The following is a 23,657-nucleotide window of genomic DNA, read 5'->3' on the forward strand; positions in this document are numbered from 1 at the left end:
CTTTTAGTCCGCATTCCGTTGACGGCTCCGGCGTCTTGTCGGAATTTTATTTCGAATCAATAGTCGAAACGCGCAGCGTGATCTCCTCCAGCACATCCAGCAGCACCTTCACCGTCTCCAGCGCCGTGAAGACCGTCACGTTGTTCTCGACGGCCGTGCGGCGTATTTCGTAACCGTCGAGGCGCGTGTTGTGCTGGTTGATGTCGATGGTGTTGATCACGTAGCTGACATGCCCCTGACGCAGCGCCTCGATGATCTCGTTGCTGCCCTCGTTGAGCTTGCGGCGCGTACGGGTGCGGATGCCGTGCGCCCGCAGGAACTCGGCGGTCCCGGTCGTCGCCTCGATGTTGAAGCCCAGGTCGTAGAACCGCTTCACCAGCGGAAGCGCCTGCTCCTTGTCGTGGTCGGCGATCGTCACGAAGATCGTTCCGTAGTTCGAGACGTGCATGCCCGTGGCCTGCAACGCCTTGTAGAGCGCGCGCGTCAGTTTGTCGTCGTAGCCGATGGCCTCGCCCGTCGATTTCATTTCAGGCGAGAGATACGAATCCATGCCGCGGATCTTGGCGAACGAGAAGGCCGGAGCCTTGACGTACCAGCGCTCCTTCTCACGACCGTAGACCTCCGTGATGCCCTGCTCGCGGAGCGACTTGCCCAGAATCACCTGCGTGGCGATGTGGGCCATCGGCACGCCCGTGGACTTCGAGAGGAAGGGCACGGTGCGCGACGAGCGCGGGTTGACCTCGATGACGTAGACGTCGTCCTCGCCGGCGACGATGAACTGGATGTTGTACAGGCCGACGATACCGATCCGAAGGCCCAGCTTGACCGTATAGTCGATGATCTTGTCCTTGGCCTTCTGGCTCACGCTGAAGGTCGGATAGACGCTGATCGAGTCGCCCGAGTGGATACCCGTATGCTCGACATGCTCCATGATGCCGGGGATGAAGACCTCCTTGCCGTCGCAGATGGCGTCCACCTCCAGCTCCTTGCCCATGATATAGCGGTCGACCAGCACCGGCTGGTCCACGTCGATCTCCACGGCGGTTTGCAGGTAGTGGCGCAGGCGCTCCTCGTTCGAGACGATCTGCATGGCGCGGCCGCCCAGCACGTAGCTCGGACGCACCAGCACCGGATAGCCGATGCGCGCCGCGGCCCGGACGCCCGACTCGATGTCGGTAACGGCCTCGGCCTCGGGCTGCGGAATTCCCAGCTCCTCCATGATCCTCTCGAAGCAGCCGCGGTCCTCGGCGTTCTTGATCGCCTGCGTGTCCGTGCCGATGATGGGCACGCCCAGCTCGGCGAGCGGTTCGGCGAGGTTGATGGCCGTCTGTCCGCCGAGCGACACCACGATGGCCTTCGGTTTTTCGAGATGGATGACGTTCATCACGTCCTCCACGGTCAGCGGCTCGAAGTAGAGCTTGTCGCTGGTGGTGTAGTCGGTCGAGACGGTCTCGGGGTTGTTGTTGATGATGATGGCCTCGTAGCCCGCCGCACGGATCGACCAGATGGCGTGCACGGTCGAGTAGTCGAATTCGACGCCCTGGCCGATGCGGATCGGGCCGGAACCGAGCACGATGATCTTCTCTTTCCCGCTGACGATCGACTCGTTTTCTTCCTCGTAGGTCGAGTAGAAATAGGGCACGTAGGAGGCGAATTCGCTGGCGCAGGTGTCGATCATCTTGTAGACCGGGAAGACGTTGTTCTTCTCGCGCAGACGGTACATTTCGTTCTGCGAAAGGCCCCACAGCTGACCGATGTACTTGTCGCTGAAACCCATGCGCTTGGCAGCGCGGAGCGTCTCGACGTCCATCGGGTGTGCGCGGACGACGTTTTCGAACTCGACGATGTTCTTGAACTTCTCCAGGAAGAACATGTCGATCTTCGTCTTGTCGTAGATCAGCGCCAGGTCGACGCCGTTACGGATCAGCTGGCCGATGGCATAGAGCCGGTCGTCGGTTCCCCCCTTGATGTAGACGAGCAGGTCGTCGTTCGACCACTTGTCGAATTTCTTGTGGTAGATGTGGCAGACGCCCGTTTCGAGCGAACGCACGGCCTTGAGCAGCGACTCCTCCATCGTGCGGCCGATGGACATCACCTCGCCCGTGGCCTTCATCTGCGTGCCGAGCTTGTTCGACGCGTCGGAGAACTTGTCGAAGGGAAAGCGGGCGACCTTCGTCACGATGTAGTCCAGCGTCGGTTCGAACGAAGCCGGCGTATTGGCGATCCGGATCTCGTCGAGCGTGAGTCCCACGGCGATCTTCGCGCTGACGCGGGCGATGGGATAGCCCGAGGCCTTCGACGCCAGGGCCGAGGAGCGCGACACGCGGGGATTGACCTCGATCAGGTAGTATTTGAACGAGAGCGGGTCGAGTGCGAACTGCACGTTGCAGCCGCCCTCGATCTTCAGTTCGCGGATGATCTTCAGCGCCGAGTCGCGCAGCATCTGGAACTCCTTGTTGGTGAGCGTCTGGCTCGGGGCAACGACGATCGAGTCGCCGGTGTGGATGCCCACCGGGTCGATATTCTCCATGCAGCAGATGCAGATGGCCGTGTCGTTGCGGTCGCGCATCACCTCGTACTCGATCTCCTTATAGCCCTTGATGCTCTTCTCGACGAGCACCTGGTGCACGGGCGAGAGCGAAAGGGCGTTGCGCATCATCTCGCGCAATTCGGTCTCGTCGTCGGCGAAACCGCCGCCCGTGCCGCCCAGCGTGAAGGCAGGGCGCAGCACCACCGGATAGCCGATCTCCTCGGCCACCGCCACAGCCTCCTCGATCGACATGGCGATGTGCGAAGGAAGCACCGGCTCGCCCAGCGACTCGCACAGCTCCTTGAACAGCTCGCGGTCCTCGGCGCGCTCGATCGACTCGAACGACGTGCCCAGAATTTCGACCTGGCACTCTTTCAGAATGCCCTTCTTGGCCAGCTGCACGGCGAGATTCAGACCCGTCTGTCCGCCCAGCCCCGGGACGATGGCGTCGGGACGCTCGAAGCGGATGATCTTAGCGACGTATTCCAGCGTCAGCGGCTCCATGTAGACTTTGTCCGCAATGTGCGTGTCGGTCATAATGGTAGCGGGGTTCGAGTTGGCGAGGATCACCTCGTAACCCTCCTCCTTGAGCGCGAGGCACGCCTGCGTACCCGCATAGTCGAACTCGGCGGCCTGTCCGATGACGATGGGACCCGAACCGATGACCAGAACCTTCTTGATATCTTTTCTCCTAGGCATTTTTGTGCTCCTCCATTATTTTTGTGAACTTCTTGAACAAATAAGCGCTGTCCTGCGGACCCGAAGCGCTCTCGGGGTGGTACTGCATCGAGAAAACCCGGTCGGCGGCGCACTCCACGCCCTCGGCCGTGCCATCGAGCAGGTTGACGTGCGTCAGCGTAAGCCCCGTGCCGGCGAGCGAATCGACATCCACGGCGTAGCTGTGATTCTGGCTCGTGATTTCGAGTTTCCCCGTCACGAGATTCTTCACCGGGTGGTTGGCGCCGCGGTGGCCGAACTTCATCTTGAAGGTCCGGGCGCCGTAGGCCAGCGAAATCAGCTGGTGGCCCATGCAGATTCCGAAGATGGGCAGCCTGCCGCGGAGCTGCTTCACCAGTTCGATCACCGGCGTCACGTCCTCGGGATTGCCGGGGCCGTTCGAAAGCACAAGCCCGTCGGGATGGAAGGCCATGATCTCCTCCACGGTGGAGTTGTAGGGCATGACGGTCACGTTGCACCCCACGCGGTTCAGCAGACGGATGATGTTGTACTTGATGCCGCAGTCGACGGCCACGACGTCGTACTTGTGGTTGGGGACTCGCGACATCCAGCGCTTCTTGCAGCTCACACGCGAAACCATGTCGCGCGGCATGACGTATTCGCCGAGTTTGCGCAGGGCCTCGTCGCGCGGCGTCGCCACGTCGGTGATGAGCACCTTCTGGGTCCCCTCGTCGCGGATGATGCGCGTCAGGGCGCGGGTGTCCACGCCCCAGATGGCCGGAATGTCGTGCTCCTCGAAGACCTCGTTCAGCGTCTTCGTATAGCGGAAGTTCGACGGCGAGTCGTTGTACTCACGCACGATCATGCCGCCGATGGTCGGCGTTTTGGTCTCGTAATCCTCGTCGGCCATACCGTAGTTGCCGATCAGCGGGTAGGTCATCACGACCATCTGATCCGTATACGACGGATCGGACATGATCTCCTGATACCCCACCATCGAGGTATTGAAGACGATCTCGTTGATGGCCTCGCGGTCGGCGCCGAAACCGTATCCGTAGAACTCGCGGCCGTTCTCCAAGACAATTTTTTTCGTAAAAGCTTTCATCCTTATCTGTTTGATTCGTAGTTATCGTCATAAACCTCTTTGCCGCCCACCACCGTCAGCACGGCGCGGCCCTGCACCTTCCATCCGGCGAAGGGCGTGGCCCGCCCCTTCGAAAGGAACGTCCCGGGGTCCACGGCATACTCCGCCCCGAGGTCCAGCACCGTAAAATCGGCGGCATCGCCCTCCTCCACGCCTCCTTCGAGCGCGAAAATCCGGCGGGGATTCGCCGACATCAGGGCGACGAGCTTTTCGAGCGTGATCACCCCCTCCAGCACCAGGTATTTATAAAGCAGCGGAAAAGCGGTCTCCAGCCCCACGATGCCCATGGCGCTCCCGGCCAGTCCGCGCGCCTTCTCGGCGGCGGTGTGGGGGGCATGGTCCGTGGCGATGACCTCGATCGTGCCGTCCTGAATGCCCGCGACGAGCGCTTCGCGGTCAGCGCGGCTCCGCAGCGGCGGGTTCATCTTGAAGCGACCCTCCTCCTGCAAATCCTCGTCGCACAGCAGCAGGTAGTGCGGCGCCGTCTCGCAGCTCACGCGCAGCCCCTTCGCCCGGGCGCGGCGCACCAGTTCGACGCTCTCCTTCGTGGAGACGTGGCAGACGTGATACCGGCAGCCGGTCTTCTCCGCCAGCGCGATGTCGCGCCCGACCTGCCGCCACTCGCTCTCGGAGCAGATGCCCTTGTGTCCGTGCTCGCGGCAGTAAACCCCGTCGTGGATATAGCCCCCGCGCAGCAGTTCATCGACTTCGCAATGAGCCACGATCGGTTTACCGACAGCCGCGGCCCGGCGCATCGCCTCCTCCATCAGTTCCGCCGACTGCACGCCGCGGCCGTCGTCCGAGAAGCCGACGACCTGCGGGGCCAAGGCCGCGAAATCGACCAGTTCGCCGCATCCGCGCTGGCCCATCGTGATCGTACCGTAGGGTTTCACGCGCACCACGGCGTCGCGGCGGATGATCTCCAGCTGCTCGCCGAGCGTCGCCGGCGTATCGGGCGCAGGGTTCAGGTTGGGCATCGAGCAGACCGTGGTATACCCCCCGCGGGCCGCGGCGGCCGTACCCGTCGCAATGGTCTCCTTCTGCGGGAAGCCCGGCTCGCGCAGGTGCACATGCACGTCGACCAGCCCCGGCACGAGGTGCCGCCCCCCGAGGTCCACCACCCGGTCGCCCGGGCGCGGTTCCCCGGCGGCCGCGATGCGGCCCCCTTCGACGGCGATCAGCCCCGGTTCGAAACGACCGTTGCGGAAAATCTTCGCGTTGGTGTAAAATGTCTTCATTCGTCGCTGGACACAAAAAAATAGGGCAACCAAAACAGTTACCCTAATAAAACAATAATGCCCGAATCCGTCGGAGACTGGAAACCCGACCAGTAATCCTGCTGCCAAAACGCTTGCGCCGATGCTATGTTGGGTTTACAATTCATAGGATTCAGGTGTCGCTATAATTGTGCACAAAGATAGGGCATTTTCGCCGCCTCTGCAACACTTTTTCCGGAAAAATTTTTCAACATGCCGTATACGCCCCGCCGCATGCGGAGTGCGTGCGGCGGGGCGGAAGGCGCATGTCCGCGGATTTCCGGCGCGGCAGGCCCCGGCTCCCGGAACCGCCCGCCCCGGAGAGCGGGCTATCGGACGATGATCAGATCGACGCCCGCCTCCTCGATGATCGAGATCATCTGTTCGGGAATCCGCTCGTCGGTGACGATCACGTCGATGTCCTCCAGCGCGCAGATGCGGCCGAAACCGCGCTGTCCGAATTTCGACGAGTCGGCCAGCACGATGACCTGCGAGGCGGCGTGCATCATCCGCCGCGTGAGTTTCGCCTCGTCGATCGTCGAAGTCGTGATGCCGTGCTCGGGGTCGATGCCGTCCACCCCGAAGAAGACCTTCGAGCAGATGCAGTCGTCCAGTTCGCGCGCGGCCTCTTCGCCCAGCACCGACAGCGACTTCTTGTGCACCGAGCCGCCCAGCTGCACGACGTTGACGTTCTCCGACTCGTTCAGCAGCACGCCCAGCCGCAGGAACGGCGTGACGATGTTCAGGTGATGCCACATGCGCATCTTGATCTCCTCGGCGAAGGCGTAGACGGTCGAGCCGGAGGCCATGATGATCGAGTCGGTCTCGCCGAGCATCTCCGCCGCCCGCTGGGCGATGCGGCGCTTGGCGTCGCGGTTGATGTTGTCCTTCACATGCACGTCGAGGTCCGCAACGTGGGGATTGGCCGGACGCGCGCTGCCGTGCACCTTATATAACAGGCCTTTGCTTTCGAGAATCTTGATGTCCTTGCGGATGGTCACCTTCGTAACGCCCAGTTCGTTGGCAACGTCGGTAATCCGGACGAAACCGTGCTTGTTCAGACTGTCGAGAATGTATTTGTGCCGTTCGGCAATGCTCAGCATATCGATCGGATATTTAAAGTGTTACAAAAGCAAAGATACAAAAAAAGTCGGACGGGCGCACACCCGGGTTACCTAACGGTTCGGCAAAACCTTCCGACTGATAAAAGTGTCGTTACGCCACCAAAGATAAAAAAAGATTCCGTATTTCGCAAAAAAAGGTCCGCAACCCGTGACGGGCCGGACCCTTCCGGACCGAAGTCCGTATCATCATCTAAAACAGAACCTTCGATTCCCTTATTCCGCCTCGGGTTCGTAGCCGTCGGCCTTGGCGCCCCACATCAGGAGGAAGACCAGCATGCCCACGACGGCCATGCCCAGGATGCCGACATAGGCCCAATTCCAGCCGTAGTGCTGGGCCACGAAGCCCAGTCCCACACCCGAAACGAGCGTCGAAGCGTAGCCGAACAGCCCCGTGAGGCCGTTGGCCGTGGCGGCGGCCTTCTTCGTGGCCTGGTTCGCGGCGGCAATGCCGATCAGCGCCTGCGGGCCGTAGATGCAGAACCCTGCGGCGCAGAGCGTCGTGAACAGCAGCCAGATCGGAGCATCGGCAGGCAGCTGCCAGAACAGGAAGACGAACAGCGCGGCGCCCGCCATGCAGAAGACGCAGGTGCGGTGCGCACGGCCCTTGAGCCACTTGTCCGTCGCCCAGCCGGCGAAGAGCATGCCGAGGATGCCGGCAATCTCGAACATCGCCACGAGCCATCCGGCGTGCGACATCGAGACGCCCTTCGACTGGCTCAACAGCGAAGGCCCCCAGTCGAGCACCGAGAAGCGGACGATGTAGACGAAAAAGTTGGCGAAGCCCAGAATCCAGATCAGCGGATTCTTGAAGACGTATTTCATTAGGAACGCCTTGTGCTCGGCGCCCTTCTTTTCGGTCTTCACCTGCCTGGTCTCGGTTCCTTCCAGTTCGGGAAGCCCCACCGAGGTCGGGGTGTCGCGCAGGAAAACCACCAGCCCGATGGCTCCGGCGAAAGCGATCGCCGACGGAATCCAGAAACACCATTTCCACGCCCCGACATGCGCCGCGGAGGTCATCACGCGCTCCATGCCCGCAGCATCGTCGGGCGAAACGCCCAGGTTGGCGGCGATGGAAGCCACGGCGTCGGGATCGCCCGCCATGTTCGTGCCCAGCGTACCCATGATGTAACCGCAGAGGATCACCACGAGGCCCGCGCCGATCGAGTGCGAGGTATTCCACACCGACATTTTCGTCGCCAGCTCCGTAGGCGGAATCCAGTGGGTCAGCAGACGCGCGCAGGGCGGGAATCCCGTACCCTGCAACAGCCCGTTGACGACCCACATGACGCCCATGAAGAGGATCATCGTGTTGCCGAACTGGTCGCCCGAATGCTCGCCCGTGATCCAGTAGGAGACGTCCTCGCCGAATCCGAACGCGAAGTTGGCCAGCGCACACAGCGCCAGACCGACGGCCATGTACCAGCGGGCGTTCATGCGGTCGGCCAGAATGCCGTTGGCGAAACGCGAAAAGCCGTAGATCAGGCCGTTCAGGGTGAGGAAGATGCCGAGGCTCGTCTTCGAAATGCCGAGATCGGCTTCCAGGCCGGGCATGGCCAGCGAAAAATTCTTGCGCACGAAGTAGAAGAGCGCGTAACCGACCATCGTCGCGATGATCGTACGCATCTGCCAATACTTGAAGCGCTTGGTTTGTTCAGATGTCATTTCGAAATGAAAGTTAGTAGTTTCAGAAGCCAAATATACAACTTTCGGAGCGATATTCTAAATTATTTTCGTGATTTTTCCGTTTTATCGCCCGGAAGCCGCACACGGCTCTATGCGCCCGGGACCGGAGCCGCGGCGGAGCGAGCCGGTTCGCCAGAACCCGGCGCAGGGCTTCCGACCTCCCAGACGCCGCCCTTGCCGAACAGCCGGTCGAGCCACTCCTCCATCCAGCCGCAGCGGAAGGCGGTGTCGATGACCGTATAGCGGCTGCGCATGTAGGGAATCTTCCCGAACGCCTCGCGGAAACGGGTGCGCGAAACGCCGATCTGTTCGGGCTCATAAGGCGCCCCGACGAGTTCCAGGCGGCGGCGCACCTCGTCGAAAGGAATGATCTGCCGGCGGATGCGTTCGCGCAGTTCGGGCCACGCCTTTTTGAGCCGCGTGAGCTGGTCGCGCAGCCCCTCCCTGTCGACATATTTGTCGCGGGTCTCCTTCAGGCCGCGGGCCACGAATTCGGGATCGTCGTTAAAAATGGCCCGGATGTCCCGCTCGGTCTCGTCCCACGATTTCCACGCAGCGACGCACCTCTCGATGTCCAGCTGCTCCACGGGGGCGTCGAGCAGCATTTCGAGAAAGGCCGTCGAGGCCAGCGTGCCGATACCGACCTTGAAGCCGTGCGACACCGAAGCGCCGTTGTATTTCAGGTGCTCCATGTCCCACAGATGGCTGAACTGGTGTTCGGCGCCCGAAGCCGGGCGGCTCGACTGCGTGGCCTGCATGGCGAAACCGCTCAACAGCAGCCCTTCGGCCAGCTGTTCGACCTTCTCCACATTGCCCGCATGCACGCCTGCGGGATCGGACAGAGCCTCTTTCAGCCCGTCCTGCACCAATCCGAAGGCGAAATCGTCCATCGGCTCCGACCCCACGGCGTCGGAAAGCATCCAGTCGGCCCCGGCAGGGATCTTGGCGATCAGGTCGGCGTAGCCCGAAGCCGACATTCTGGCGGGCGCAGCCGCCGAAATCGACGGATCGAGAACCATGCCCAGCGGCGCAGGACAGTCGAAGGTCTGCTTGTTGCCGTCCTTGGTGATCGAGGCTCCGTAGGCCGTGTAACCATCCATCGAAGCCGCCGTGCCGACCACCATGTAACGGCGGCCGTTGTGGTGGGAGCAGAGTTTGGTCAGGTCGTTGATCACGCCCGAACCGACGGCCACGGGAACGGCATCGGTCGCAGCCAGCACACCGTCCAGCTCCTCGACGAACGACCATTCGGCGTAGAGTTTCGGATCGGCGAACACGTGCGGTTCGTCCTGCCCGATCCCCGCATCGGCGAGGATGCGGTGCACCTCGCCGCCGGCGACGCGCCACGTATTGGTGTCGGCGACCACGACGGCGCGGCAGCCGGGAAACAACTCGTTGAACATCTCCGCCGTCCGCGGAAGGGTTCCGACGCCGATCACCAGCGCTTTGGTGTCGGTCGTGCGCTGAAGGGCGCTCTCTACCTTATTCATAGAATATCTGCTTGATTTTACCGTTTCCAATTTTTCACAAACGAAACCCGCAGGAAAGCTCCCGGGTTTCCCAAAACAAAGGCAAATATAGATATTATTTTCCTTTCGACAGCCAAAAGCGACGAAAAAATTTTCCTTTCACAATGCATTTTATTTCTTTTCGGATTAATAAAACGAAAAATTGGATAAAAGAAAATAAAAACATACCTTTGGATTTCGAACCGATACAACTTTCACCATGAAACGACTTACCCTGCTGCTGGGCGCGCTCCTGCTGACGGCCGCCGCCCTCGCCCAAACCGCCGTGCCGCCTACGGTACGCATCGCACACGGACCCTATGTACTGAATGTCACCGAAGACGGCTTCACGGTCGTCTGGGACGCAAAGGCCGACGCCATCGGCTGGGTCGAACTCGCCCCGATGGACGGATCGCACTTCTACTCGGCCGAACGGCCCAGGTATTACGACTCGCATCTCGGACTTTGCCGCGTCGGACGCATGCACCGGGTGCGGATCGAAGGGCTCCAACCCGGCACGACCTACCGCTACCGCATCATGCAGCGGGGAATCGTCCTGAACGAGGGCAACCGGCGCGTCATCCTCGACGACGGGGACGGCAGCGAAGTGTACCGGCGCAAGCCCTACACCATCAGAACCCTCGACCCTGCACAGGAAAAGGTCGATTTCTGGATGGTCAACGACATCCACGCCCGCGACTCCGTTTTCCAGCTGCTGATCAAGGAGGCCCCCGAAGCCCAGCCGGACTTCGTCTGCCTGAACGGCGACCTGGCCAGCCAGACCGAGACCGAGCAGACGCTCTGGGACGCCTGCCTCGGGTCGGCATCGAAGATACTCACGCCCGCGGGCATCCCCCTCGCCGTGACGCGCGGCAACCACGAGAACCGCGGCGCCTATGCACAGCACTGGCTCGACTATTTCCCCACACCGACCGGCGAAACCTACTACACGTTTCGCCGCGGCCCGGCCTTCTTCATCGTGCTCGACGGCTGTGAAGACAAGCCCGACAACGATCCCCGCTATTACGGCATGGGCGACTGGAACGAATACCGCCGGCAGCAGGCGGAATGGCTGAAAGGCGTCGTCAACAGCGACGAATTCCGGGCGGCCCCCGTGCGCATCGTGCTGATGCACATGATCCCGGGCAAGGAGGACAGCTGGTACGGCGAGCAGCAGATCCGCAGGCTGTTCATACCCGAACTCGCCGGCAAAGGCATCGACCTGATGCTCTGCGGCCACTACCACCGCTACCACTGGATCGACGACGGCAGCCGCGGGGTCGACTTCCCGATCCTCGTCAACTCGAACAACGACTGCCTCCGCGTGTCGGCCGACGCGAAGGGCATCGACCTGAAGGTGGTCAACACCGCGGGCGCCGTGATCAAACAACACCGCATCGACAAAAAGAACAAATAACGACATGGAAAACAAACCCTTTCACAAGTACCGCTCCGTCTGGGAGCACGCCGAACTGATGGAACGCCTGCGCCGCATCCGCCACGTGGCGCTCGACATGGACGGCACGATCTACATGGGGATGTCGCTGTTCCCCTACACGCAGGCCTTCCTGCACGGACTCAAGGAACAGGGGATCGGCTACTCGTTCCTGACGAACAACCCGTCGAAAAGCATCGCGGACTACCTCCATAAACTCGACACGCTGGGCATCAGGGCTTCGCGCGACGAGATGTACACCACGGCGCTGGCCACGATCGACTACATCAAGACCCATCACCCTGCGGCCAAGCGGCTGTTCCTGCTCGGCACGCCGTCGATGATCTCGGAATTCGAGGCTGCGGGCTTCGAGTCGTGCGCCGACTCGGCCGACGACGTGCCCGACGTGATCGTGGCGGCGTTCGACATGACGCTCCGCTACGAACGGCTCTGCCGCGCGGCCTGGTGGATCAAACAAGGAGTGCCTTATATCGCCACCAACCCCGACCGGGTGTGCCCCACCGATCAGCCGACCGTATTGGTCGACTGCGGCTCGATCTGCGCCTGCCTCGAACACGCCACGGGACGCCGCCCCGACATCACGTTGGGCAAGCCCGACCCGAACATGCTTTCGGGCATCCTCTCGCGCCACGGGTTGCAGCCCTACGAGATCGCCATGGTCGGCGACCGCATCTACACCGACGTCCAGATGGCCCACAACGCCGGGGCGATGGGCGTGCTGGTGCTCTCGGGCGAAACGACGCTCGACGTGGCCGACAAGGCCGACCCGCAGCCCCATATCACGGCCGACAGCATCGAAGTGCTGGGCGAACTAATCCGCGAAGCGCACGAATAACAACAGCCGGAACTCCACGACCGGACGTCCCGCCTCCGATCCGCCGCCCGGAGAGGGGCAAACAGAAACGCCTGATAAGCTACGACAATAGCGCTATCGGAAAATACCGAATAATCATCGGTGTGGGTTTATAAAGATGTAACGACTTGATTTATCGAGTCGTTACATCTTTGTACAGGAGAATAGGTAACGAAAAGACAACGGCTTATTTTCAGCGACTTGCGCTCAAATACCGCATTTCAAATAACCTCTCGCAAGATATGAAAAATTCTCAAAATAGGCAAATTGTCGAAAACGATAAAGGTATAACAAATTTCTTTTTTGTATTCTATAAAATTATATTCTCCAGAATTGGAAACAGCCCTTAAGTGAGGGCTGCCGATTATCATTGTTGGCTTCTTTCAATGAGATATCCTCTCAATAAGTCCAAAAAACGAGTCAACCGCAGTTTTCGGTTCAGTATTGCATGCTTACACTGATTGGGATTGTTTATCCGAACATTGAACATCCACGAGAAACTTTCTACGAACATATCCAAAGAAGCCTGTGAACCATCGAGACATCGTCCGACTCCGAGTCCCTGCATCGAAGTTACTATTTCCATAAGATCTGTGGGCGTAAATTGTTCTGCCAAATAAATCGGAGACTTCGGCAATGCGACTTTCTTACTACAGTCCATGACCGCAGGATGGCTTACTTTCAACCAGACCATTTTTATTTCGAAATTTGTCAATGCAATGGCTGCCCGAAGTAACGATTCCATTTCCGGAGCCACTTTTACCGGTTCTTCTTGGATTGCTATCAACTTTATTCTTAACTTTGCCATCATATGAAGTGTATCCGCAGGAGATAATTTGACTTATTAGTCAAAACGGGTGCTGAAACGCCTCAAAAACAGGAAAACGCCACGCTATAGGTCAAAACGGGTGCCGATAGCGTGGCATTCTATTTGATTTTCAGTATATTTTGGCATTTGAAAATATAGAAATTGCATTATGAACAAAAAAATGCCCGACATGCAATTCCCCCATTGTAAAGAAGGACGGAAAACGCAAAAGCGTCCAACGATACAAGTGCATGGTTTGTGGACGCCGCTTCAGCGGCGGGCGTGATTTTACAAAAGAAGACATCTGGGAGATGTACCTGCACGGCAAGCAGACAATAGCCCAGATCAGTGAAACTACAGGTCTCAGTGCTTCGACCGTGACACGTCGGCTTGCCTCCATTTCGTTCAGCTGGGAACAGCCTAGGATCAAAGGAAGCGGTGTGATACATCTCGACGCCACGTATTTTGGGCGCAATACAGGAGTGCTGCTGGCTCTGGAAAGCGGAAGCGGCAGACTTCTTTACATGAAGCATATCGCCCACGAGCACATCAGTGATTACGAGGACGCTGTGAAACATATAGTAGGATGCGGGTATGCCATTCAGGGGATTGTCATTGATGGTTTTCAAAAGCTGTTTACCGTCCTTTCGGAATACAGAATACAGATGTGCCAGTTCCACATGGTGGCGATAATAAGAAGAAAACTGACCAAGAATCCGCAACTTGAGGCAGGAAAGGAGTTATTGGATCTTGCATACCGTCTAAAAGACATGAATGAAAGTGCATTCGTCAGTGCATTTGAGAAATGGAAGAGGAAATGGCATGACTTCCTGAAAGAAAAGACGGTCAACGAGATTACCGGACGCACGATATATACCCATCAACGGCTCAGATCTGCCATGGTCAGCATATCGACCTACCTTCCTTTTTTGTTTACATACGAGAAAGTCAGAGGTATGCCCAACACAAACAATATGATCGAAGGCACATTCACCGACATGAAGAAAGCCTTGCGGAATCATCCGGGAATGATTGAGGAAAACCGCAAGCGGATGATGAACGGGTTTTTCTTGGCATATGCCAAATTGCATAATGAAAAAGGAGACAACCGCTAAGGCCATCTCCTGAATCGCATTATGCATATTGGACGGCTTTATTCCTGGCGGAGGTGCTCCCCAGCAGAGCTCCGTTACGCTTTAAGCCGCAATGCAAAATAACAAAATACAGATGAATCCACCAAAAACGGGTGCCATTTTCAGCACCCGTTTTGACCTATAGAGCGAAAGCGCTCGCATCAAATATGTGTTCAAAAGTTTTGAATGGTCATATCATACTGACAGACACCAGTATTACAACGATTTTAGCACCCGAAATGACCTATACGCCGATAATTTTCCGGGTCGGAACAACCGCTGAATACAGTTGATATAACGTTCGTATGCTGTTTGTGCTTGTTCGTATTCCGAAGCAAAGAGAGAACGTACTTGCGAAAGACGCAGAAAACGGATAAAACTATTCTTTTCAAAAGATCGGGTATTTCGTAACATGGCTATCTGTTTTTTGAATTTCAATATAATTTGTTTATTACATTACTTTGCAAATCCGTAGGAGGTCCTCGGATCTTTTGATATTCGGAAACGACAAGCCCCGGAACTTCAAGAAGTCCCAGGGCTTGCAGATAGGATAATGCTCCATTTCCTGATATTATTTCATATAGGATTGTATCTGATGCTCTAAGTTCGGTTGTAAGTCATAGTTTCAATAGTTAGCCTTTATCTTTTTTCCGGTTTAATAGCGGGAGCAGAAATGATATTACTGACGCCGCAATCCAGAATAGTGCCACGGGCCCGAAATCGTAGTGCTTCGCGCCGTCGGCGGCTACGGTGATGTGCCTGTCGATAAGCCATCCCGATGCTACGTCCTGAATGCCCGCCGCGATGTAGCTTGCTATTCCCACGACCCCCAGCGCGGCACCCGTGGCCTTTCGCGGCACGATGTCCACAGCCATCAATCCTCCGAGGAAGCAGATCAGCACGCCGATTGCTATTCCGAACAGCACCATCGAGAGGACGTTCACCCACATGGCATTTCCTCCGTACAGGAACAGTGCCAGGGCCAGGGAGTTCAGTATGCCGAACAGCAGGGCGGGTATCTTTCGGTCTCCCTTGAAGAGTTTGTCCGAGAACCATCCCGAGAGCACGGTTCCGAGTATTCCCAGCAGTGCGTTTATCGAGACTACGGAAATCGCCTCTACATCCGAGAATCCCTTGGCCTCTTGCAGGAACAGCACTCCCCAGCCATTTATGGCATAGCGGGATATGTACATGAACGCGCTTGCCGCCGCCAGCACCCATACCGCCGGGGTGCGGAGCACCTGCTTCTGAATCTCTTTGACGGACTTCTCCGCTCCGGGGACGGGTTTTTCATGGGCCAGCGCCTCTACCGGCGGGAGTCCTTTCGACTCCGGCGTGTCGTGGAGCCAGCAGAGTACCAGCACCACGCCGATGGCCCCTGCCACGGCCGATCCGAAGAACCCGGCCTGCCAACCCGCAAAGGAGACGATGGAGCCTACGAAAAGGAATGAGAAGAACTCCCCGAGGTTGTGGCTTGCGGAGAAGAACCCGTAGTAGGTCCCGCGCTCCTTGAGGGGATACCAGCGGGAGAGGGATATGATGGCCGGAGGCGCTCCCATGGACTGCGCCCACCCGTTCAGACCCCACATCACGGCGAATGCAACGAATATCACGGCTGTCGGGACTACGGAATGTGCGAGCCCCATGAGCCCCATCAGGGCGTTGGCCGCGGCCGAGACGATGAGTCCCGTGGCCATGAAGCGCTTGATGTTGCAGTAGTCGGCGATGAATCCGTTGACGAACTTGCCGATGGCATAGGCGAAGAGGAGTGCCGAGCCGATGACTCCCAACTGCGATGCGTCCAAGGACCCGCTGTCGAGAATGGGTTTCTTCATGACGTTGAGACTGGTGCGGCAGACGTAGTAGAGGCTGTATCCGAGCGTTGCGGCGACGAATGCCTGCAGGCGCAGGCGGCGGTAGTACTTGTCGCGCGATGCTTCGTCCTGCTCCCGGGCAGGAGCCGCAGGACTGATGCGGTAGAATTCCGTAATACGGCTCATGGCGTCAGTCGTGCAGTCCGCGCGAGCGGAGGTAGGAGATCAGCAGTTCGGGGCGGTCGGTCTGGATCATGGTGGCGCCCATATCGACCAGTTTCCCGTACACCTCGGCCGGGTCGCCCTCTACCGCGGCATCGTCGCAAAGCCCGCCGTTCAGGGAGGGCCACAGGGAGTTCACCCACAGTTTCGAGCCGCCGGCGATGACTTCGCGCATGCAGGTCTCGACCTCGGGCGTGTATTCCGACCAGCAGATTTCGTAAGCCAGCAATGGATATTTCAGTCGTTCATAGCTTTCGAGAATTTTTCGGTACGATTTCTTCCCGAAGTTTACAATGGGCATAAAAAGACAATTGTCGTCATATTTCGAGAAAGTCGCGGCGGCACGGTCGGCGGTGACATTGCTTTTGATGAGCACCTGTTCCAGCATGCCGTATTTTTCAAGCAACGGATGTATCAACCCGTAATATTGAAATCCTTTGTCGATATTGACGACAATTTTGTCTTTGCATAATATGAGCACCTCTTCGAGCGTGGGTACTTTCCAATGTGTGACCGCATTCTGCCCCGCACGCAAATTCACCCGCCGAATGGAATCATAAGTAATTTCCGCAATAAGTCCCCTGCCCGAAGTCGTCCGGTCGATGGTGCGGTCGTGACAGAGTACCAGCACGCTGTCCGAGGTCAGCGCCAAATCTATTTCTACAATGTCGACTCCCATTTCGATAGCGCTGCGGATGGCAGGGAGTGAATTTTCAGGATAGTTGCGCCAGTCGCCCCGATGGGAGGCGACCAGCACCTTTTTCGAGGCGGGGTCGTGAATCTCTGAAACAACCCGTTCGGCACGGGTGCCGGAAACGGATTCGGAACTCGCACAAGCACCAAACAGGAAAAGGGATGCAAGAAAAATCAATAATCTTATCATCATATTCGGGTTAGTTGTTTTTTACTGTTTCGTATTGTTCGTAATCGGTCGGAAGCACCCAGTTCGACTGTTCCCACGGAATGATCTCCCCACTGACGGTCCGTTCGTAAACGCTGTCCTTTCCCGGCTTGTCGTAGGGATAGCGATCGAATACGTCGCCGTCGCCCGTCATCCGCGGATCGCCCTGCTCGCGCAGCGTCCGGAAAAGCTCGGCCCGCAGTGAATCTGCCAGAATCCGGCATGAAACGTCCCCGATCCGGTTGGCGAGGCATTCGCGGTCCGTTTCGACATGGTACAACTCCTCCGCCGGACGCTGTCCCATCGACAGGTCATAATAACGACGATCCTGCCCGCTGCGCCGCAATTGCAGAATGGCTGTTTTCGTCGGGGAACTGTCGATGTCGCGGTAGCCCGTTTCCGGATTGCCGCCGGGCAGCAGCCACGGTTTGAGGTTGCACAGATAGAGCCAACCGCCCCGTACAATCCCCCGGATCGGATAACCCTGGTCACCGGGGCGTCCGTTGTCGTGCCGCTCGCGGCCCAGCAACGCCCGTTCGCGCAACGCTGCACAAGGGTCCGGTTCATTCCGCAACAGCGGCACGAGGCTCCCGCCCGGAAGCGGCGCCATCCCGGCCGCCGAAGGGTCCGTTCCGGCAATCTCCAGAATGGTCGGTGCGATGTCCACGAACGAGACGTAAACCGCCTCCCGGCGTCCGGGACTATTCACTCCTTGCGGCCACATCATGGCCAAAGGCATGTGATGAGCATACTCGTACTGCGTCCCTTTGGCACGCGGGAACGGCATTCCGTTATCCGACGTGACAATGACAAGCGTGTTGTCCAACTCCCCGAGTTCTTCCAGCCGGGCCAGCATCAGCCCCAACTGCCGGTCATAATGTTCGATCTCGAACCCGTAGTCCAGCATGTCGTTACGCACCGTCTCGTTGTCGGGCCAGAAAGCCGGAACACGATCGATCTCTCCGGTCGTCCGTCCGCCTTTGGCCGCTCCGCTGCCGTATTCATAGCGGCGGTGCGGCTCGCGACAGCCGAACCAGAAGAACCACGGCCGCGACGCATCCTCACGCGAGGAGAGGAAGTCGGAAAAATTCGCCGCATAGTCCGTGGCGAGCATCTCGGATGTCGGAGGCGTCAGTTTCCGATTCTGCCACGCTTCACCCGTCAACTGCCGTCTACGGCCGTTCTTCATGCCGGGATTGCCCGGAGCCCAGCCCTTGCCGGTAAAGGCCACGTCGTACCCAGCCTCTTCGAGCGCCTCGGTGAAGACCCCGGCATCCTCGGGAAAATGACAGATGTGATTACCCGCCTCGCCCAACTGCCACGAGTAGCGTCCCGTGAGCAGCGACGCACGCGAAGGCGCCGATTTCGCATTCGGAGTGTAACAATTCTCGAACAGCACACCCCGTGCGGCCACACTGTCGAAAACCGGCGTCGAGACCCATTGGCAGCCATAAGCCCCGAAATGAAGCCATGCGGCATCGTCGGCGATGCAGAACAGAATATTCGGACGGCGCATCGTATTATCCTGCCCGTGAACAGGGACCAATCCGCCCAATGCGGCGGCTCCCCAAAATACAAAATCACATCTCATAGATCACACATTGTCTATTGTAAAATCCCCGGCGGCCCGGAACGCAGGAGAGGGGTTACCAACTTACACTGGCAGTATAACGGTTGCCGAACCGGTCGGTTGTCTCGATCGTCGCCGAAGTGGCACCTTCCGACGGTTCGATACTGAACATATGGGGTGTCGTGGTGTATGCCAATACCGTATACTGATCCTTATACTGCTCGTAGAGTGAATTGGCGTAACCGTCGTGGGTCTTGTCCTTGCTCATCGCCACCTTCGTTTTACCGCTATCCGAATAGTAAACGGGCCCCCAGTGGGCGTCGTAGTTCCAGACGTTGACATAAACTTTCCCGGAAGTGTACCAGCCCTGCTCGTTAGGCGCATAAGCACGGAGCTGCCAGTCGGCAGGTAGGTTTTCCAGCTTTTTGCCCTCCTCATAACCGCAGGCCTTGAATTTCCACGTGATGTTCTCGCCGTCGACATCGATCACCAGATAACCCCGCGGGCCGCCGTCGGACGTAACGGACGCATTGAGTCCCAACATACCGGTCGAACGTCCCAGGATATGCGACTCGACATTGGGGTATTTCGGACTGGTCTCCTCGGCGGCATAGGCATAGTTATAATAATCGTGGTTGTGCCCCGCCCATGAATGCACGAATTTGTAGGCGGAGAACAATCCCGTATAGACGGATGCATTCAGGTCCGACACCGACGGATCGTAACCGATCTTCTTGTAAAACGAGGTGTGTCCGCAAACCATGAGGATCTTGTTTTTGTCGACATGCGACAGATGACCGCACAGCCATTCGACAGCCTCTTCGGAAAGCCCGTTCTTGTAGGCGCCCGTGGCGCTGGCCGTGAGTGCGGAATTATCCGCCATTTCGATATTGTCGAGGAAAATGTAGTGAACTTGTCCCAGATCGACGGCATAATTCGTCGGCCCGAGGTATTTTTCATATTCCGCCACGGCCAAATCGTCGCTCGCAGCATTCTGAATGTGGTCATGGTTGCCGATCACATGAAACACCGGGAACGAAAAATCCTTGAGGCCCTCGCAATAGTCTTCCCACAAACTCATGTTGTTGTGCACCATGTCGCCCAGGCAAATGCTGTATACCGGACGGTCGGTGATCGTCGCGGCGAGCTCCTTCATGTCTTTGCACATATCCTCGTAAATGTCAATCGAATGGAACATGTATTTGTCCGTTCCCTCGGTCTTGGCGCGGATCTGCGGATCGGCCGTCATCAAAATCGTATACCGATCGCCCGAGCCGGCGCGCTTCATCAACGTAAAATCGGCCTTGAATTGCTTCTCGTTTTCGGGAATCCGCTGCCAGAACTGGGGAATTCCGTTCTTCGACGGAACTTCATAACCGGCCGGAATCGTGACGAACACGAACCGACGAAGCTTCAGGTCGCTGAACAACTGCCAATTGCCTTTCGCATCGGTTTCAGTAGTCTGCATGCCGTCACTGACAAGTACGCCCGCTATCGGTTTGCCGTAGTTGTCCTGAACCGTACCATAGAGCGCGGCCTCGCTGTTAAATTCTCCCTCGGACGAATTTCCGTCCAAATTGATTTTTGTGGCGAAGTCGTCCGCACAACCGCACAGACATAACGCCCCGATAATGAATAGAAAAATAAAAATACGCTTGTTCATTGGTTTCAATTTTAAATGGATAAAAACGGCCCCGAAAGATCACCCTCCAGGGCCGTTTTACAAACATGAATGAAGGGTTAGTCCGCCAGAACCGGGTAGGTGCCCGAACTCTTCCAACGGCGGAGTACCACGCCTTCGGGTTTCTGGCTGAACGTCGCACTGTTGAAAATATCCACGCCGGCATTCAACGCCTCGACGAAGCTGCCGTACTCCGTGTTATTCGAGGGTACGCTCACGCTGCCCGACATCATCTCTCCGAGCGAGAGGGCTCTGGAAGTCTGCGTCGGCCATACCGAAGGAACATTGCTGCCGGTGTTTTTCGCTCTTCCCACAGCGACGCCGACCGCTGAATTGCCGTAGATGTTCTGCAGGTTGCTCTTCTTGACGTATCCGACAGCTCCGCCGTACATGCCCCCGGAGACAACGGTCGCCGTTGTCGTATAGCAGTTGACGGCAAACGAGTCACTGCCACCGTAACCGATGATGCCGCCGGTATTGGGCCCCGATGAAACGATCGACTCCATCCAGCTGTAACAGTTGATGACGAAGGCTTTTGCATTGGTGTTGCCGCCCGTGATGCCGCCGGCATTCTCGCCCGATGACGAGATGTTGCCGCCCAACACTGCGCAGTTGACGATAACCGAGTTGTTTTCGCCCGCAATGCCGCCGACACGCTTCACACCCGTGAGCGTGCCTTTCACGAAGTATACGCCGTCGAGCGTTCCGTTGTTGCGCCCGGTCATGCCGCCGATCCGGTTGCCGTTCGAGGTGAGGGTAGCTTCGATTTTGAGATCCTTGACCGTACCCGAATTAATGCGGATGACGCCGAAGATGGCAGCATCCGCGTCGATGTCGGCCTCCGCAACCGTGCGGGTCGCCGTAATGCCCTTCAGCGAGTTGCCGTTGCCGGTGAGCTGACCGGAGAAGCTGTCCCATGCGATGAAGTTCTTACCGCTGAAATCGATATCGTTCGTCACCAGATAGTAGTCCCCGGCTTTATAATCGCCCGGCTGGGTGCCGTTGATCGACTGCGCGATCTCGTTCCATCGGTCGGCGGTGGCAATCTGCCACGGGTCGCTCTCGCTGCCGGAGCCGATGCCCTCGTCGCCTGCTACGAAGATTTTCTTCGAAACCTCGCTGCTTGCACCCCGGTCATCAGTCACCTGAAGCGTCACATCGAACGTGCCGCCCTTCGTGAAGGTATATTTGACCGAAGCTTCGGTAGAGGTCGTATTATCGGGAAGGGTCCACCGGCGGGCGACGATCTCGCCATCGGAATCGACCGATGTGTCGGTAAAGGTTACTTCGGTATCCACAACCACCGTTTCCGGAGTATACGTGAAGGATGCCGAGGGCGCCAGATTGGCGGCCTTGACGACAATGGTCCGTTTGGTCGAGCTGCTGTTGCCGTCGGCGCCGTAGACCGTCAGCGTAACGACATATTCGCCGGCCTCCTTGTACATGACAGGGTCCGGAGCAGCCTCTTCCGACCAGTTTCCCAGTCCGGCGAATCCGAAATGCCAGAAATAGCCGCTGATCTCCGTGCCTTTGGCCGTTGAATTGTCGGTAAACTGTACGGCATCGACGCCGGCGATAATCTCTGCGCCGTCATCGAACGTGAAATCGGGGGTAAGGACCGAATCGAAAATCGGCCCCACCTCTTTGTCGTCGGAACATGCGGTTATCAAAACCAAACATGCGACGCATAGCAACGATATGATTCTTTTCATGGTTTCAGTCTGTTAAAATTTTTCAAATGTCTAACGGGTTGCCTCTCTACGACGGATACCCGTGCAACCGAGCAGGAATGCCTGAAGAATTAACGAGAATCTTTTCATGTCCCGAACCGTTTAATTGCTTCCGTATCCCGGATTCTGATAAAGGCCTTCGGGATTGAGAATCCGTTCGTTGTAGGGAATAGGCAGTAACAAGTCTTTCAACGAAAAATTGGAATTGATCGCGCTGAAGTGCTCCAGCATCTCCATACGATCGTACATACGCAGCAAATCCTGCCAGCGGAGCCCCTCCTGCATGAATTCGTGCAGGCGTTCATCGTAGATGCCCTGACGCAGGTCGCTCCCCGACCAATCGCCCAGCCCGGCACGCTCACGCACCTTGTTCAGCCAGGTTTTCGCCAATGTTTCCTCTTTCGACCAATAATAGGCTTCAGCCAGCATCAGCGCCACATCGGCATAACGCAGCACAATCCAGTTGTTGCCTCCATACCCGTTGGCGCCGCATTCCAGATCGGCATACTTCATGGTGTGATAGTAAGTCTGCCCCGCCTTGTTCGTTGCCCGCAGGAAAGAGCGGCGGACATCGCCCGGCTCGAATGAATCATAGACAGCCTGTATCGTGACGTTCTGCATCTCGCCTTTTCTCTGCGAGGTGACGCCCGCTCCCTCAGGACCGTACATATAATTCCACACCGATCCCAGGTCGGCGTTCCCCTGAATATAGTTGACCTGGAAAATATTTTCCGCACACGACTTCTGCGTAGAGAGGTCCCAGACGGAGGAATAGGAAACCGACGAGAGTTCGCCGAACTTGCGCAGATCCCAGGCAGCAGTCAGTTTCCCGATCGCCTGTCCGAGCAATTCGGATTTCGAGCCGATGAAATCTTCATCGCAAGCCTGCTGCAACAAGGCTTTGCCCCAAAGTGCCCATGCGGCAGCCTTACTGACCTTGCCGCATGCCGAGGCAGGTTGCACATCAAGCAGGGGGCTTTCGGTCACATATTTCAGGTCGTCGAAAATGGCCTGGTAGATTTCGGCCTTCGGGCGGCGGTAATTGTTGGCCCGAACCTCTTCCGTACTCTCCAGAACCTTGAGCACCAATGGCACGTCACCCCACTCGGTTACCAGCCAGTAGTAAGACAAAGCGCGCAGGAACCGGGCTTCGGCTTCATACGTATCGCGGGCCGAAGGAGTAGCATAACTGACATCCCCCAGATGGGCGAAGAGCGTATTGGCGCGCGAAATGATCTTGTACAACTGCGAATAACGGTTGTAAACATAGACATTCTCCTCGGTAAGCGTATAATTGTAGAACTGATAGGGAATGCCGCTGTTGGCGCCGCTGTTGGTTACGACGGTCGCATTGGCGCGCACATCGGTAAAATAGTGATAGTTATCGGCAACATAACTTTGCGTCAGCGAGGTGTAGACGCCGTTAAGCGATGCGACAATGTCCTCTTCGGAAGTATGGTAATTGCCGACTGTCACTGAATTGGGATTATATTCGTCGAGAAAATCGCACGCAGTCAGCATAGCCGACGCTGCAAGAAGAATAAACAGATGACTGATTCTCATAAC

General features: G+C 57.6%; 15 protein-coding genes and 1 pseudogene. 3 read left to right on the forward strand and 13 right to left on the reverse strand.

Features of this window, described 5'->3' with window-relative positions; all coding sequences use genetic code 11:
• Window positions 1-46: 46 nt before the first annotated feature.
• The 6 genes from carB to NQ492_RS03720 all read right to left on the reverse strand — a co-directional run bounded on the left by carB (window position 47) and on the right by NQ492_RS03720 (window position 9,905).
• Window positions 47-3,229, reverse strand: a complete 3,183-nt coding sequence (gene carB, locus NQ492_RS03695; RefSeq protein WP_015547981.1) for a carbamoyl-phosphate synthase large subunit — start codon at window positions 3,227-3,229, stop codon at window positions 47-49.
• Window positions 3,222-4,313, reverse strand: coding sequence for a glutamine-hydrolyzing carbamoyl-phosphate synthase small subunit (carA, locus tag NQ492_RS03700; RefSeq protein WP_015547982.1), 1,092 nt, complete (start codon window positions 4,311-4,313; stop codon window positions 3,222-3,224). The genes carB and carA overlap by 8 nt, the downstream gene beginning before the upstream one ends.
• A gap of 2 nt (window positions 4,314-4,315) precedes the next feature.
• Window positions 4,316-5,590 carry a dihydroorotase gene (locus NQ492_RS03705; protein ID WP_015547983.1) on the reverse strand — a complete coding sequence of 425 codons (1,275 nt, stop codon included), beginning with the start codon at window positions 5,588-5,590 and terminating at the stop codon, window positions 4,316-4,318.
• Between the two features lie 347 nt (window positions 5,591-5,937).
• Window positions 5,938-6,711 carry a DeoR/GlpR family DNA-binding transcription regulator gene (locus NQ492_RS03710; protein ID WP_015547984.1) on the reverse strand — a complete coding sequence of 258 codons (774 nt, stop codon included), beginning with the start codon at window positions 6,709-6,711 and terminating at the stop codon, window positions 5,938-5,940.
• Window positions 6,712-6,945: 234 nt separating this feature from the next.
• Window positions 6,946-8,394 (reverse strand): MFS transporter, encoded by a 1,449-nt coding sequence (locus tag NQ492_RS03715; protein WP_044054598.1) that lies wholly within the window; start codon window positions 8,392-8,394, stop codon window positions 6,946-6,948.
• A 110-nt stretch (window positions 8,395-8,504) separates the two neighbouring features.
• Window positions 8,505-9,905 (reverse strand): sn-glycerol-1-phosphate dehydrogenase, encoded by a 1,401-nt coding sequence (locus NQ492_RS03720; protein ID WP_015547986.1) that lies wholly within the window; start codon window positions 9,903-9,905, stop codon window positions 8,505-8,507.
• A 238-nt stretch (window positions 9,906-10,143) separates the two neighbouring features.
• On the opposite strand from NQ492_RS03720, the gene NQ492_RS03725 reads away from it, so the two are divergent.
• Entirely contained in the window at window positions 10,144-11,340 is a 1,197-nt protein-coding gene (locus NQ492_RS03725) for a purple acid phosphatase family protein (protein ID WP_015547987.1), read from the forward strand.
• A 4-nt stretch (window positions 11,341-11,344) separates the two neighbouring features.
• Window positions 11,345-12,214, forward strand: coding sequence for an HAD-IIA family hydrolase (locus NQ492_RS03730; RefSeq protein WP_015547988.1), 870 nt, complete (start codon window positions 11,345-11,347; stop codon window positions 12,212-12,214).
• A 385-nt stretch (window positions 12,215-12,599) separates the two neighbouring features.
• Here the strand turns inward: NQ492_RS03730 and NQ492_RS03735 are convergent, their stop codons facing one another.
• Window positions 12,600-13,040 (reverse strand): RteC domain-containing protein, encoded by a 441-nt coding sequence (locus NQ492_RS03735; RefSeq protein ID WP_259873756.1) that lies wholly within the window; start codon window positions 13,038-13,040, stop codon window positions 12,600-12,602.
• 176 nt (window positions 13,041-13,216) lie between these two features.
• Between NQ492_RS03735 and NQ492_RS03740 the strand changes: the two are divergent.
• Window positions 13,217-14,155 (forward strand): annotated as a pseudogene (locus NQ492_RS03740) (IS256 family transposase, variant Zn-binding type); the annotation flags it as partial.
• Between the two features lie 650 nt (window positions 14,156-14,805).
• Here the strand turns inward: NQ492_RS03740 and NQ492_RS03745 are convergent.
• From NQ492_RS03745 to NQ492_RS03770, 6 genes are all read right to left on the reverse strand, one after another.
• The gene (locus NQ492_RS03745; RefSeq protein WP_015547990.1) at window positions 14,806-16,173 is read right to left on the reverse strand and encodes an MFS transporter; all 1,368 of its coding nucleotides are present in this window, start codon (window positions 16,171-16,173) and stop codon (window positions 14,806-14,808) included.
• 4 nt (window positions 16,174-16,177) lie between these two features.
• The gene (locus tag NQ492_RS03750) at window positions 16,178-17,092 is read right to left on the reverse strand and encodes a glycerophosphodiester phosphodiesterase family protein (protein ID WP_044054887.1); all 915 of its coding nucleotides are present in this window, start codon (window positions 17,090-17,092) and stop codon (window positions 16,178-16,180) included.
• Window positions 17,093-17,102: 10 nt separating this feature from the next.
• Window positions 17,103-18,701 carry a sulfatase family protein gene (locus tag NQ492_RS03755; protein WP_231839939.1) on the reverse strand — a complete coding sequence of 533 codons (1,599 nt, stop codon included), beginning with the start codon at window positions 18,699-18,701 and terminating at the stop codon, window positions 17,103-17,105.
• A gap of 55 nt (window positions 18,702-18,756) precedes the next feature.
• Entirely contained in the window at window positions 18,757-20,343 is a 1,587-nt protein-coding gene (locus tag NQ492_RS03760) for a calcineurin-like phosphoesterase C-terminal domain-containing protein (RefSeq protein ID WP_231839940.1), read from the reverse strand.
• Between the two features lie 77 nt (window positions 20,344-20,420).
• Entirely contained in the window at window positions 20,421-22,073 is a 1,653-nt protein-coding gene (locus NQ492_RS03765; RefSeq protein ID WP_044054600.1) for a PKD domain-containing protein, read from the reverse strand.
• Window positions 22,074-22,193: 120 nt separating this feature from the next.
• Window positions 22,194-23,654, reverse strand: coding sequence for a RagB/SusD family nutrient uptake outer membrane protein (locus NQ492_RS03770; protein WP_259873758.1), 1,461 nt, complete (start codon window positions 23,652-23,654; stop codon window positions 22,194-22,196).
• Between the last annotated feature and the right edge of the window lie 3 nt (window positions 23,655-23,657).

This window comes from Alistipes shahii WAL 8301 (genome assembly GCF_025145845.1).
Lineage (GTDB): Bacteria > Bacteroidota > Bacteroidia > Bacteroidales > Rikenellaceae > Alistipes > Alistipes shahii.